This is a genomic window from Lapillicoccus sp. (assembly GCF_025353065.1).
Taxonomy (GTDB): Bacteria; Actinomycetota; Actinomycetes; order Actinomycetales; family Dermatophilaceae; genus Lapillicoccus.
Window position 1 is genome coordinate 1 of the sequence record NZ_JANXRJ010000335.1, and the last position, 13,668, is coordinate 13,668.

13 protein-coding genes are annotated in these 13,668 nt (G+C 71.1%); 9 read left to right on the forward strand and 4 right to left on the reverse strand.

Features of this window, described 5'->3' with window-relative positions:
• The 4 genes from Q0R63_RS24225 to Q0R63_RS24240 all read left to right on the forward strand — a co-directional run.
• Nucleotides 1-1,352: AMP-binding protein (locus Q0R63_RS24225; protein ID WP_295702944.1), on the forward strand; the 1,352-nt coding region annotated here is incomplete at its 5' end.
• A complete protein-coding gene (locus Q0R63_RS24230; protein WP_295702977.1) occupies nt 1,349-1,738 on the forward strand; it encodes a YchJ family metal-binding protein in 390 nt (129 codons plus the stop codon). The genes Q0R63_RS24225 and Q0R63_RS24230, both read left to right, overlap by 4 nt.
• A gap of 108 nt (nt 1,739-1,846) precedes the next feature.
• Nucleotides 1,847-2,629 carry an AEC family transporter gene (locus Q0R63_RS24235; RefSeq protein WP_295702946.1) on the forward strand — a complete coding sequence of 261 codons (783 nt, stop codon included), beginning with the start codon at nt 1,847-1,849 and terminating at the stop codon, nt 2,627-2,629.
• Nucleotides 2,560-2,784 (forward strand): AEC family transporter, encoded by a 225-nt coding sequence (locus tag Q0R63_RS24240; protein WP_295702949.1) that lies wholly within the window; start codon nt 2,560-2,562, stop codon nt 2,782-2,784. The genes Q0R63_RS24235 and Q0R63_RS24240 overlap by 70 nt, the downstream gene beginning before the upstream one ends.
• On the opposite strand, the gene Q0R63_RS24245 is transcribed toward Q0R63_RS24240, so the two are convergent.
• From Q0R63_RS24245 to Q0R63_RS24260, 4 genes are all read right to left on the reverse strand, one after another.
• Nucleotides 2,777-3,451 carry a MerR family transcriptional regulator gene (locus Q0R63_RS24245; protein WP_295702951.1) on the reverse strand — a complete coding sequence of 225 codons (675 nt, stop codon included), beginning with the start codon at nt 3,449-3,451 and terminating at the stop codon, nt 2,777-2,779. The two genes, Q0R63_RS24240 and Q0R63_RS24245, sit on opposite strands and share 8 nt — an antisense overlap.
• A gap of 77 nt (nt 3,452-3,528) precedes the next feature.
• Nucleotides 3,529-4,890, reverse strand: a complete 1,362-nt coding sequence (locus tag Q0R63_RS24250) for an FAD-dependent oxidoreductase (RefSeq protein WP_295702954.1) — start codon at nt 4,888-4,890, stop codon at nt 3,529-3,531.
• A 57-nt stretch (nt 4,891-4,947) separates the two neighbouring features.
• Nucleotides 4,948-6,444, reverse strand: coding sequence for an aspartate aminotransferase family protein (locus Q0R63_RS24255; RefSeq protein ID WP_295702955.1), 1,497 nt, complete (start codon nt 6,442-6,444; stop codon nt 4,948-4,950).
• Nucleotides 6,441-6,920: an Lrp/AsnC family transcriptional regulator gene (locus tag Q0R63_RS24260; protein ID WP_295702959.1), complete on the reverse strand. Its 480-nt coding sequence runs from the start codon at nt 6,918-6,920 to the stop codon at nt 6,441-6,443. Before Q0R63_RS24260 ends, Q0R63_RS24255 begins: the two co-directional genes overlap by 4 nt.
• 114 nt (nt 6,921-7,034) lie before the next feature.
• Between Q0R63_RS24260 and Q0R63_RS24265 the strand changes: the two genes are divergently transcribed.
• The 5 genes from Q0R63_RS24265 to Q0R63_RS24285 all read left to right on the forward strand — a co-directional run bounded on the left by Q0R63_RS24265 (nt 7,035) and on the right by Q0R63_RS24285 (nt 13,653).
• Nucleotides 7,035-8,516, forward strand: a complete 1,482-nt coding sequence (locus tag Q0R63_RS24265; RefSeq protein ID WP_295702962.1) for a gamma-aminobutyraldehyde dehydrogenase — start codon at nt 7,035-7,037, stop codon at nt 8,514-8,516.
• A 15-nt stretch (nt 8,517-8,531) separates the two neighbouring features.
• Nucleotides 8,532-9,797, forward strand: a complete 1,266-nt coding sequence (locus tag Q0R63_RS24270; protein WP_295702966.1) for a saccharopine dehydrogenase C-terminal domain-containing protein — start codon at nt 8,532-8,534, stop codon at nt 9,795-9,797.
• On the forward strand, nt 9,794-10,837 hold the full coding sequence (gene speB / locus Q0R63_RS24275; protein ID WP_295702969.1) for an agmatinase: 1,044 nt from the start codon (nt 9,794-9,796) through the stop codon (nt 10,835-10,837). The genes Q0R63_RS24270 and speB overlap by 4 nt, the downstream gene beginning before the upstream one ends.
• Entirely contained in the window at nt 10,834-12,171 is a 1,338-nt protein-coding gene (gabT, locus tag Q0R63_RS24280; protein ID WP_295702972.1) for a 4-aminobutyrate--2-oxoglutarate transaminase, read from the forward strand. The genes speB and gabT overlap by 4 nt, the downstream gene beginning before the upstream one ends.
• Nucleotides 12,172-12,390: 219 nt before the next feature.
• The gene (locus Q0R63_RS24285; RefSeq protein ID WP_295702975.1) at nt 12,391-13,653 is read left to right on the forward strand and encodes an MFS transporter; all 1,263 of its coding nucleotides are present in this window, start codon (nt 12,391-12,393) and stop codon (nt 13,651-13,653) included.
• The last annotated feature ends 15 nt before the right edge of the window (nt 13,654-13,668 follow it).

Sequence of the window (13,668 nt, forward strand, 5' to 3'; positions counted from 1 at the left end):
CCATCGCGCGCTCGAGCCACACGCCGGACGTCGTCGTCGTCCTCCAGCGCGAGCAGGCGCCGGCATCGCTCGGGCCGCGGGACGTCGACTGGCACGAGTTCGTCAGCAGCCCCGCCGCCGAGGCGGGCGCCGACTGCGTCGAGGTCGCGGCGACCGACCCGCTCTACATCCTCTACACCTCGGGCACGACCGGGAAGCCCAAGGGGATCGTGCGTGACAACGGGGGTCACGCCGTCGCACTGCGCTGGTCGATGGACCACATCTTCGGGATCGCGCCGGGGGAGACCTGGTTCACGGCGAGCGACGTCGGGTGGGTCGTCGGGCACTCCTACATCGTCTACGCGCCCCTGCTCTCGGGCTGCACCACCGTTCTCTACGAGGGGAAGCCGGTCGGCACACCCGACGCGGGCGCCTTCTTCCGAGTCATCGCCGACTACGGCGTCGTCGCGATGTTCACGGCGCCCACGGCATACCGGGCGATCAAGCGGGACGACCCCCAGGGCCTGAAGATGCACGACTACGACCTCTCCTCGCTGCGCACCCTCTTCCTCGCCGGCGAGCGGCTCGACCCCGACACCTGGCAGTGGGCCACTTACCGGCTCGGCGTCCCCGTCGTCGACAACTGGTGGCAGACCGAGACGGGCTGGCCGATCGCCGCCAGCCCCCGCGGCCTCGAGGAGCTGCCCATCAAGCCGGGCTCCCCGTCGGTGCCCGTGCCGGGGTATGCCGTGCAGATCCTCGACGAGCGCGGCGAGCCCGCGCCTGCCGGGACCGAGGGGGCGATCTGCCTGCGGCTCCCGCTACCGCCCGGCACCCTCCAGACGCTGTGGGGTGACGACGAACGCTACGTCTCCGGCTACCTGTCCGCCTACGACGGCTACTACCTCAGCGGCGACGGCGGCTACGTCGACGAGGACGGCTACCTCTTCGTCATGGGGCGCACCGACGACGTGCTGAACATCGCCGGGCACCGGCTGTCGACCGGGTCGATCGAGGCGGCGCTCGCTGGGCACGTGGCCGTCGCGGAGTGCGCCGTGATCGGGGTCTACGACGAGCTGAAGGGCCAGGTCCCGCGCGCGCTCGTCATCCTCAAGTCGGGGATCGACGCGGACACCGAGGGTGAGCGGATCAAGCGCGAGCTCGTGGCGCGGGTGCGCGCCGAGGTGGGCGCAGTCGCAGCCCTGCGGCAGGTCGACATCGTGAGCGCCCTCCCGAAGACGAGGTCGGGCAAGATCCTCCGCAAGACGATGCGCCAGATCGCCGACGGGGACTCACCCACCACGCCGCCCACGATCGAGGACGCCTCCGTCCTGACCGACCTGCAGGCCGTGCTCCGGGGCGTGCCGTCCTGACGGCGCCGGGTGCGTGCCCCTGCGGGAGCGGGGTCCGGTTCGACGACTGCTGTGGGCCACTCCTCGACGGGGTGCCCGGGGCGACCGCGGAGGCGGTGATGCGTTCTCGCTTCACGGCATACGTGCTGGGGGACCGGGACCACCTGCTCCGCACCTGGCACCCGCGCACGCGCCCGGACGACGACGACCCGGACCCGCCGACCGTGACCTGGACCGGCCTGAGGGTGACCGTCACGCGCGACGGGGGACTCGACGACGACACCGGGGTCGTCTCGTTCGAGGCCGGTTTCCGCACCGGTGGTCGTGACGAGGTCATGAGCGAGACGAGCTGGTTCGAGCGGCGGGCCGGTCGCTGGTTCTACGTCGGCCCCCTCGCCGAGACCTGACGCCGCGTCGAGTGGCAGCGGTCGCCGCTCGGGGCTCCGGAGCTGTGGCCGCGACCGCTGGGCGGACACGTCCCGGCGAGTGCGTCCCGGGGCTGACACGATCGACCCGTGGTGGGAGTGCTCGAGGGCTTCGGGACGATCGCGGTGGTCGTCGCGCTCGGGTGGGTGCTCGCCCACCTCGGCGTCCTCGACACCGCCGCGCAGAACCTCCTGTCCCGGCTCGCGTTCTATGTCGCGTCGCCCGCCCTGCTCATCGTCATCATGGCGAGGACCCCGATCAGCGCGATCTTCTCGCCCAACCTCGTGTCCTCCTTCGGCAGCGTCATCGTCACGGTGGCGATCTATCTCGCGATCGCCCGGTGGCGCTGGCGAGCACCGCTGGGGGAGATGGTGATCGGGGGCCTCTGCGCGGCATACGTCAACGCGGGGAACCTCGGGCTCCCCATCGCGCTCTACGTCCTCGGGGACATCTCGCTCATGGCGCCGACCCTGCTGATGCAGCTGCTGGTCCTCACGCCGCTCGCGATGGCTCTTCTCGACGCCGATGCACGCGGACAACGGCCGCGGCTGGGGCCGAGCCTGCGCCGGCTCGTGCGCAACCCCATCACCGTCGGCGCCCTCATCGGCATCCTCGCCTCGCTGGTGCGCGACCGGATCCCCGAGGTCGTCCTCCAGCCGATCCAGCTCGTCGGCAACATGGCGGTGCCGGCGATGCTCATCGCCTTCGGCATCTCCCTGCGCCTCGGCCCGCGGCCGGGCTCCGGAGGCTCGTGGGGTGTCACGTCTGGACCCTCGTCGGGCTCAAGCTCGTCGTCCAGCCGGTGGCCGCGGTCGGCATCGGCTACCTGCTCGTCGGGCTGCGCGGCCCGGCGCTCTTCGCGGCCGCGGTGACTGCGGCGCTTCCCACCGCACAGAACATCTTCACCTACGCCAACCGATACAACCGCGGCTTGCTGCTCGCACGCGACGCGATCTTCGTCAGCACCTTCGTCTCGGTGCCGGTGATCCTCGTGATCGCCGCCGTCTTCGATCGCTACCTCACCTAGCCGCCTGCTCCGGAGCTGCCGACCCGCTGAAGATCGCCGCGGAGGCGTGCTGGTGGCCGAGTCGTCGGATCGCGAGGAGCAGGGGCTCCACGAGCGGCACCCCGAGCGCGACATACCGCACGGCGGCCTCGCTGCTCGTCGTCGGCGTGCGCGCCACCTCCTTCGCCGCCAGCGCGGTGAGGTGGTCGCGGTAGTCGCCGAGGGCCAGGTCGGACAGGGCGAAACCGGAGTCCTCGATCGCGTCGAGCGCGTCGCCCATCTCGATGTGGGTGCTGCAGAACGACTCCGCCGGATCCCAGCCCCACTCGCGCAGCAGCCGGTGCACCCGGGCGTGGCCCGTCGCCTCCGGGTCGGTCTCGTCGAGAACATCAAGCGCGTCGCAGTCGACGTCCCCCGGCCGGCCCATGAGGGACGCCGGACCGAGGAGCTCGTGCATCGTCTGCGGCGGGTTCTCGATGACCGCGATGATGGACTTCACGCGGGCCAGACTCATGCCGCCGACGCCGACGAGCGCCCTGACCATCTTGAGCCGGTCCACGTGCGAGTCGTCGTAGCTGGCCTGCGTCGCCGACGTGTGCCGGCCGTCGTGCAGCAGGCCCAAGCGCAGGTAGAACTTGATCGTCGCCACCGGCACGCCACTGCTTCCCGAGAGCTCCGAGATACGCACTCCGGACCCCTCCTCTCGGCCGCGCCGACAACTGGATAGTCATCCTACCCAGTACGGCGCCATGGCGGGCGGAGGCGTCAATGGCCGGTGAGTGCGGAGAGCAGGGGACCGAGGCGTGACGGCCGGCCCGTCCGCGTCTCCTCCTGGTCGGCAAGGTTCGCGAGGCGAAGCCCGACGTTGACACCGAGCCACCGCCACGGCTCGGGTTCCCAACGGCGAGAGCGGTGCCCGACCCACGGCAACGACGAGAGCGCCGTATGCCGTCCCGTCACCAGCTCGGCCAGCGTCCGCCCCGCGAGGTTGGTCAGGGCCACGCCGTCGCCGACGTAGCCGCCGGCCCGGCCCAGGCCGGTCTCCGGGTCGTGGGCGACGCTCGGGTGCCAGTCGCGGGCGATCCCGAGGGCGCCGCCCCACGCGTGGGTGAACTCGACGTCGCCGAGCGCCGGCAGCAGCTCACGCAGCACGGTCCGCAGACCGTCGTGCACCGCCTCGTCGGTGTCGAACGCGGGGTCGATCCCGGAGCCGAAGTGGTAGGGCGCGCCACGACCGCCGAAGACGAGCCGGTCGTCGGCAGTGCGCTGCCCGTAGACGATGAGGTGCCGGTGCTCGCTGAAGGTCTCGAAGTCCCGCAGACCCACTCCCTCCCAGACCGACGCCAGCAGGGGAGCGGTCGCGACGACGAGCGAGTAGACCGGGACGACCGCTCGGCGCGCGGTCGGGAGCTTCGAGGTCCAGGCCTCGGTCGCCCGGATCACGTGCCGGGCGGTGACGACTACCCCCTCGGCCGTCCGCACCCGGCCGGGCTCGATCGAGACCACCCGGGTGTTCTCGTGGATCACGGCACCCCGGCGTTCGACCGCTTCGGCAAGCCCGCGGACCAGCGCGTAGGGCTGCACCCGGGCGCAGTGCGGCGTGAACGTCGCACCACGAAGTCCGTTGGCACACAGACGTTCCCGAGCGCGAGCCTCGTCGAGCCAGACCGTACCGGTGCCCCAGTGCCGGGAGTGCGACACCTCGGCGTGGGCACGACTCACCTGGGCCTCGCTCCGGGCGACGACGAGGGACCCGCCCCGGTAGAAGCCGCAGTCGATCCCCTCGGCCGCGGCGACTCGCCCCACCTCGTCGACGCTCTTCCGGAGCGCGGCCAGCAGGTCACGCGCGCCGGGCTCGCCGTGCCGCCGGGCGATGGTCTCGGGAGCCACCGGGTAGAGCGCCGAGACCCAGCCGCCGTTTCGGCCGCTGGCGCCGAAGCCGACGTGCTCCGCCTCGAGGACGCGAACGGACAGTGAGGGGTCGGCGGCCAGCAGGTAGTAGGCCGTCCACAGGCCGGTGTAGCCGCCGCCGACGACCACGACGTCGGCGGCGGTGTCGCCGGCGAGGGGTGCGCGGGGCGGCATACGGGGGACGGGGTCGTCACCCCACCACAGTGGTCGGCTCACGACCAGTTCGTCTCGCGCACCTGGGTACTCACGTCGGTCCCGGGGTGGAGAACCAGCTCAGAGGTGGGCCGACGCACCGGCGAGGACCGACCGCAGCCGCGAGGTGATGTCGGCGAACTCGGGCTCACCGATGGTCAGCGGCGGGGCGAGCTGGACGACCGGGTCGCCGCGGTCGTCGGCGCGACAGTAGAGCCCGGCGTCGAAGAGGGCGCGCGAGAGGTAGCCGCGCAGCAGCCGCTCGCTCTCGGCGTCGTCGAAGGTCTCGCGGGTCGCCTTGTCCTTGACCAGCTCGATGCCGTAGAAGTAGCCCTCGCCGCGCACGTCGCCGACGATCGGCAGGTCGAGCAGCGTCTCGAGCGAGGCCCGGAACTTCGGGGCGTTCTCCCGCACGTGGGCGTTCAGGCCCTCGCGGTCGAAGATGTCGAGGTTGGCCATCGCGACGGCCGCCGACACGGGGTGCCCCCCGAACGTGTAGCCGTGCGGGAAGTACGTCGTGCCGTGCCGGAAGGGCTCGAAGAGCCGGTCGCTGGCGATCATCGCGCCGATGGGGGAGTAGCCGGAGGTCATCCCCTTGGCGCAGGTGATGATGTCGGGCACGTAGCCGAAGTCGTTGCAGGCGAACATGTCCCCGATCCGGCCGAAGGCACAGATCGTCTCGTCGGAGACGAGCAGCACGTCATAGCGGTCGCAGATCTCGCGGACCCGCTCGAAATAGCCGGGGGGCGGGGGGAAGCAGCCGCCGGAGTTCTGCACCGGCTCGAGGAAGACGGCCGCGACGGTGTCGGGACCCTCGAACTCGATGGCCTCGGCGATCCGGTCGGCGGCCCACAGACCGAAGGCCTTCGGGTCGTCACGATGCCCCTCGGCCGCGCGGTAGATGTTGGTGTTCGGGACCTTGAAGGCGCCGGGTACGAGCGGCTCGAACATCTCCTTGGCGCTGGGGATGCCGGTGATGGACAGGGCCCCCTGCGGTGTGCCGTGGTAGGCGACGGCCCGGCTGATCACCTTGTGCTTGCCCGGTTTTCCCGTGAGCTTGAAGAACTGCTTGGCCAGCTTCCAGGCCGACTCGACGGCCTCGCCACCACCGGTGGTGAAGAAGACCCGGTTGAGGTCGCCGGGGGCGTAACCCGCCAGCCGCTCGGCGAGCTCGATGGCGCGCGGGTGCGCATACGACCAGAGCGGGAAGAAGGCGAGCTCCTGCGCCTGCTTCGCGGCCGCCTCGGCGAGCTCGACCCGGCCGTGGCCGACCTGGACGACGAACAACCCGGCGAGGCCGTCGATGTACTCCTTGCCGCGGTCGTCCCAGATCCGGTGGCCCTGGCCGCGCACGATGATCGGCACGTCGGCGCCGCCACCGCCGGACCCCGTCGGCTCGTAGACCGAGTGCCGGGTGAAGTGGCCCCACAGGTGGTTGCGGGCCGCGTCGGCATACGGCGTGCCCGCCGGTGTCGTCGCGACTTCCGGCGTCGGCGCGGTATCGGCTGGCGCGGTGTCGGTCGGCGCGGTGTCGGTCGGCGCGGTGTGGGCGGCTGACGTGGTCGTGGTGGTGCTCATCGGGTACCCCAGTTGTAATGTTGCTTGTTGAGTTTCAGGTAGACGAACGTCTCCGTGCTCCGGACGCCCGGCAGGGCGCGAACGCGCGAACTGAGCAACTCGAGCAGGTGGTCGTCGTCCTCGCAGACCACCTCGACCAGCAGGTCGAAGCTGCCGGCGGTCGTGACGACGTAGATGACCTCGGAGAGCTCGCCGAGGGCCTGCGCCACCGGGGCCACGTCGCCCTCCACCCGGACGCCGACCATGGCCTGGCGACGGAAGCCCACCTGGAGCGGGTCGGTCACCGCGACGATCTGCATGACCCCGGAGTCGAGCAGCCGCTGCACCCGTTGCCGCACGGCGGCCTCGGAGAGCCCCACCGCCTTGGCGATGGTCACGTAGGGCTGTCGGCCGTCCTCCTGGAGGCGTTCGATGATCTGCTTCGAGACGTCGTCGAGGACGAGGGTCTTCGCTGAGTCTCGCGATGAGGTGCTCATCAGGTCATACTATGACGGAATCCGTCGTTTGGCGAGACCTCAGCGACGAATTATCGAGAAACTCCCGGTCCGAAGGGTCCCAAAATTGCGTCCTGCGGTTGTATCGTCGCCGTCATGACCGTCAGCGCCCCGGACACCACCAGCACCACGCCCGCCCCCCCGCGCACCCTGCGCAACTTCGTCGGGGGTGAGTATGTCGAGGCCGGCGGCGACACCCGGGCGGACATCGTCCACCCGTCGACCGGCCGCGTCGTCGCGACGGCCCCCGTCTCCACGGCCGAGGACGTCGACCGGGCGTATGCCGCGGCGCGCGCCGGCTTCGCGGAGTGGGGCCAGGCCACCCCGAGCGAGCGCCAGCAGGCGATGCTGAAGTTCGCCGACGCCATCGAGTCCCGGGCCGACGAGTTCGTCCACCTCGAGGCCGAGAACACCGGCAAGCCCTTCGCGCTCACCGCCAGCGAGGAGGTGCCGCCGATGGTCGACCAGCTGCGCTTCTTCGCCGGCGCGGCCCGGGTGCTCGAGGGGCGCGCGGCGGGCGAGTACCTCAAGGGCCACACCTCGTGGGTCCGCCGCGAGCCGATCGGCGTCATCGGCCAGGTCACCCCGTGGAACTACCCGATGATGATGGCCATCTGGAAGATCGGCCCGGCCCTCGCGGCCGGCAACAGCATCGTCCTCAAGCCCGCCGACACGACGCCCGAGACGACCCTGCTGCTGGCCGAGATCGCGTCCGAGTTCCTGCCGGCCGGCACCCTCAACGTCATCACCGGCGACCGCGACACCGGCCGCGCGCTCGTGGAGCACCCGACGCCGGCCATGGTCGCCATCACCGGCTCCGTCCGCGCCGGTATGCAGGTGGCCGAGTCGGCAGCCAAGGCGGTCAAGCGGGTCCACCTCGAGCTCGGTGGCAAGGCGCCCGTGATCGTCTTCGACGACGCCGACATCGAGGCGGCCGTCGCGGGTATCGCCACGGCCGGCTACTTCAACGCCGGGCAGGACTGCACCGCTGCGACAAGGGTGCTCGCCGCCCCAGGCATCCACGACGACTTCGTCGCCGCCCTCGGCGAGTACGCCCGCACCGAGGCCAGGGTGGGGATGCCCGACGACGAGGACGTCCTCTTCGGACCGGTCAACAGCGCCGCTCAGCTCGAGCGCATCCAGGGCTTCCTCGGCCGGCTGCCCGACCACGCCGACATCACCTCCGGAGGGTCGCGGATCGCGGCCCTCGGCGACGGCTTCTTCCTCGAGCCGACCGTCGTCTCTGGCCTGTCCCAGGACGACGAGGTCGTGCAGGACGAGATCTTCGGCCCGGTCATCACGGTGCAGCGGTTTACCGACGAGGCGGAGGCGATCGCGTGGGCCAACGGGGTCGACTACGGCCTCGCCAGCAGTGTGTGGACGAAGGACTTCGGGCGGGCCATGCGCGTCTCGAAGGCGCTCGACTTCGGCTGCGTCTGGATCAACACCCACATCCCGCTCGTCGCCGAGATGCCCCACGGAGGCTTCAAGCGCAGCGGCTACGGCAAGGACCTCTCGATGTATGGCTTCGAGGACTACACCCGGATCAAGCACGTCATGGCGAATCTCGACAGCTGACAAGGGGATTCGACCATGCGCATTCTCGTCGTTGGCTCCGGCGGCGTCGGAGACGCCCTGGCCCGCATCGCCGTCGCCCGGGACTTCTTCGAGCTGCTGGTCATGGCGGACTACGACCTCGCCCGGGCCGAGGCGACGGTCGCCGCCGCGTCGGCCCGCCGACCGGGGGAGTCACGGCTCGTCGCCGCCCGGGTCGACGCCTCGAGTGCCGCCTCCGTCACGGCGCTGGCGCGCGAGCACGCGATCACCCACGTCATGAACGCGGTGGACCCACGCTTCGTCATGCCCGTCTTCGAGGGTGCCCGGGCCGCGGGCGCCGACTACCTCGACATGGCGATGAGCCTGTCGGTGCGGCATACCGACCGCCCGTATGCCGAGGTGGGCACCAAGCTCGGCGACGAGCAGTTCGCGGCCGCGAAGGACTGGGAGGCCGAGGGCCGCCTCGCCCTCGTCGGCATGGGCGTCGAGCCGGGGCTCTCCGACGTCTTCGCCCGCTACGCCGCCGACCACCTCTTCTCCGAGATCGACGAGCTGGGCACCCGGGACGGGGCAAACCTGGTGGTGCGCAACGACGCCGGCGCGGAGATCTTCGCGCCGAGCTTCTCGATCTGGACGACGATCGAGGAGTGCCTCAACCCGCCGGTGATCTGGGAGAAGGACCGCGGCTGGTTCGTCACCCCGCCGTTCAGCGAGCCGGAGGTCTTCGACTTCCCCGAGGGGATCGGGCCGGTCGAGTGCGTCAACGTCGAGCACGAGGAGGTGCTCCTCATGCCCCGGTGGGTCGATGCCAAGCGGGTCACCTTCAAGTACGGTCTCGGGGACGAGTTCATCGGCGTCCTCAAGACCCTTCACGCCCTCGGTCTCGACCGCACCGACCCCGTGACCGTGAAGGGGGTCGAGGTCTCGCCGCGCGACGTCGTCGCCGCCGTGCTCCCCGACCCGTCGACCATCGGGCCGCTGATGACCGGCAAAACCTGCGCCGGCCTCTGGGTCACCGGCACCGGCAAGGACGGGCAGCCTCGCTCCACCTACCTCTTCCACGTCGTCGACAACGAGGTGACGATGCGCGACTACGGCGCCCAGTGCGTCGTCTGGCAGACGGCCATCAACCCCGTGGTCGCCCTCGAGCTGCTCGCGACGGGCGTCTGGTCGGGCGCCGGCGTCCTCGGCCCCGAGGCCTTCGACGCGGTCCCCTTCCTCGAGCTGCTCGCCGCCCCGGCGCCCGGGGGATACGGCTCGGCCTGGGGCCAGGACGAGCGGACCCCGCAGGAGGCGGGATGACGCGCTACGGCAGCCAGTACGGCCCCGACATCACCTTCCTCGGGGTCGAGCGTTGCGACCTCGACGACCCGAGCACGTATGCCGCGGCGGACGTCGTCATCCTCGGTGCCCCTTTCGACGGCGGCACCTCCCACCGCCCCGGCACCCGCTTCGGCCCGCAGGCGATCCGGATGACCGACTACCTCCCGCACGACGGTTCGAGGCCGTCGCTCGCACTGCGCACCGACGGCCTGCGGGACCTGCGGGTCGTCGACGCCGGCGACGTCGAGATGTTTTCCGGCGACATCGAGGTCGCCCTGCCGGCGCTCGAGGCCGCCGTCGAGAAGGTCGCCCGGGCGGGCGCCATCCCCGTCGTCCTCGGCGGTGACCACTCGATCGCCTTCCCCGACGCCAAGGGCGTTGCCAACGTGCTCGGCCACGGCCGGGTCTCGATGCTCCACTTCGACGCCCACGCCGACACGGGCGACATCGAGTTCGGCTCGCTGTGGGGGCACGGCCAGCCGATGCGCCGGCTGATCGAGTCGGGGGCGCTGCGGGGCGACCGCTTCCTGCAGATCGGGCTGCGCGGCTACTGGCCGCCGCCGGCGACGCTGCAGTGGATGGCCGAGCAGCGGATGCGGTCCTTCGAGATGACCGAGATCGTCCACCGCGGCCTCGACGTGTGCCTCACGGACGCCTTCGCCATCGTCACCGACGAGTGCGACGGCGTCTTCCTCTCCGTCGACATCGATGTCTGCGACCCGGGCCACGCGCCGGGCACCGGGACGCCCGAGCCCGGCGGCCTGTCGGCGCGCCAGCTGCTCGACGCCGTCCGTCGGATCTGCCTCGAGCTGCCCGTCGTCGGCATCGACGTCGTCGAGGTCAGCCCGCCCTACGACCACGCCGACATCACCGCCGCGCTCGCCAATCGCGTTGTCCTCGAAGCGCTCTCGGCGATCGCGCGCCGACGGCAGGACGCGCGTGACGGGACGACGTGGGATCCTGGCCAGGCACTGCTCGCCGGCCGGCCGCAGACCAACCAGGAAGAAGGCACCTCATGACCGTCGAGCAGCAGCGTCTCCTCCGCACCGCCATCCCCGGCCCCGCCTCGCTCGCGCTCCACGAGCGCAAGCAGAAAGCCGTCTCCGCCGGGGTGAGCACCGGGCTGCCCGTCTACATCGAGCGGGCAGCCGGCGGCATACTCGTCGACGTCGACGGCAACCAGCTCATCGACTTCGGCGCGGGCATCGCGGTCACGTCCGTCGGCAACTCCGCGACCCGGGTCGTCGAGGCGGTCCAGCGGCAGGTCGCCGACTTCACGCATACCTGCTTCATGGTGACGCCCTACGCCGAATACGTCGAGGTGTGCGAGCAGCTGGCCGAACTGACCCCCGGTGAGCACGAGAAGCGTTCTGCGCTCTTCAACTCCGGCGCCGAGGCGGTCGAGAACGCGATCAAGGTGGCGCGCCACGCCACCGGCCGCGACGCGGTCGTGGCCTTCGACCACGCCTACCACGGTCGCACCAACCTCACGATGGCCCTGACCGCGAAGAGCATGCCCTACAAGGCCGGCTTCGGTCCCTTCGCGGGAGAGGTCTACCGCGTCCCGATGGCCTACCCCTACCGGTGGCCGACCGGCCCGGAGTCCTGCGCCGACGAGGCGTTCGCGACCTTCACCACCCAGGTGCACACGCAGGTCGGGGAGGAGAACACCGCGGCCGTCATCCTCGAGCCGATCCAGGGCGAGGGTGGTTTCATCGTCCCGGCGCCGGGATTCGTCAAGCGGGTGGCCGACTGGTGCCACGAGCACGGGATCCTCTTCATCGCTGACGAGATCCAGACCGGCTTCTGCCGTACTGGCGACTGGTTCGCCAGTGAGCACGAAGGTGTCGTGCCCGACCTCATCACCACGGCCAAGGGCATCGCCGGTGGTCTGCCCCTGGCTGGTCTCACCGGACGGGCCGAGCTGATGGACGCCGTCCACGCCGGTGGCCTCGGGGGCACCTACGGCGGCAACCCCGTCGCGTGCGCGGCCGGGCTCGCGGCCATCGAGACGATGAAGGAGCTCGACCTCGCCGGGCGGGCCCGCGAGATCGAGGCGATCTTCCGCCCCCGGCTCGAGGCCCTGGCCGCGAAGTACGACCAGGTCGGCGACATCCGAGGGCGTGGCGCGATGCTCGCCATCGAGCTCGTCGCCGGTGCCGACGACACGACGCCGAACGCAGCCCTCACCGCGGCCGTCAACCGGGCCTGCCACCAGGAGGGTCTGGTCACCCTCACCTGCGGCACCTTCGGCAACGTCATCCGCTTCCTGCCACCGCTCGTCGCCGGTGACGGCCTCCTCTCCGAGGGGCTCGACATCCTGGACGAAGCCTTCGGGACCGCTACCGCCTGACCCTCTCGCTGTCTCGTTCGCCCTGTTACGGGACGTTTCCCGGATCTCGCTCCCTCCGGCTGCGGGTCGCCGCGTTGGCGTGCGACAACATGCGGGAGCCCGGCTTCACGGGTAGGCTCGAGACTCAGCGTGGGGGTCGGGTGTCTTCAGTTCTGGGTAGCCCGCGGCGCGCCCGTTTGTCGTGGGAGCCGCACCAGAGACCAGTGGGGGAACACAGGCGTGAGGTCGAGGACGCGCAGGCCGAGCCTGTTCCGCCACCGGGACCTCCGCATCGTCCTGCCGGCCGTGGTGGGCGTCGGCGCCGGCGACGCCCTGGTCATGTTCGCGCTGACCCTGCGCATCTTCACCAGTGGTGGAGGCCCCGCACAGATCGCGCTCCTGACCGCTGCGTTCGCCATTCCCACGATCCTCTGCGTCGGCATCGCCGGCTATGTCGTGGACCGCTACGACTCACGCACGATCCTGCTGCTCACCTCGCTGACCCAGGGCATCGCCGTCGCCGGACTGGCCCTGAGCCCGCCCGCCATGGGCATGTACCTCTTGGTCGTCCTGCTCCAGGTCGGCCAGTCGTTCGCCTCACCCACGTGGGCCGCGCTCCTTCCACGCATCGTCGGCGAGGAGGACCTGGGTCGTGCGTCGGCGCTGCAGCAGTCGTCGCTCCTGTTGACCGGAGCGGTCGGAGCCGCCGGCGCGGGCGTCCTCGTGGCCCGCTACGGGGTCCCCGCCACCTTGTGGGTCGCCACCATCGGCTTCCTCGGCGTCGGTGTGGCCGCCCTCGCCGTCACGACCCGCCGAGTCGGTGAGACCGGTTCCGCCTCATCCGCGTCCGTCAGCCCCCTGACCCGGCTCTGGTCCTCGGAGGGGTTCGCCGTCCTGCGGGCCGACCGGGTCAACTGGGTCCTCTTCTCCGCCACCATCCCCTTCCTGCTGGCGCTCGAGACCATCAACATCGCGGAGGTATTCCTCGTGAAGGGCACGCTGGGGGCCACGACCACCGAGTTCGGGATCCTGCAGGCCGTCAGCGCGGTCGGCGCCATCGGCGGTGCGTGGTTCTCGGCCCGGATCATGAAGGAGGCGACCCGGGTGGTCGTCGTCGTCGCCGGCATCGGCGCCGGTGGGGTCGGGATGGCGCTCGCGGGCCTCGCCCCCAACGTCGTCGTCCTCGGGGTCGCCTCCGTGATCATCGGTTCCTGCGTCATGGCCTCCGGGTCGGCCCTGTTCCCGGTCCTGATGCTGCGCACCGCGGACAAGGATCGCGGCAAGGTCAACGCGGCCGTCAGCGGGGCCAACCGCACGATGACCATGCTGGCCCTCGGCGTGGGCGCCGTGGCCGGTACCCTGCTGTCCCCGCGCCACATCTTCGTGGCCGCGGCCGTGGTGAGCGTGGTGGTGGCCGCGTGGTCGTGGCACGCCACCCGCGACCTGCTCGCCCCCGAGGTCGCCCAGGATTCGCCGGCGGTCGGGGACGCGTCGGCGGGCTGAGCGAGGCGGCCCGGG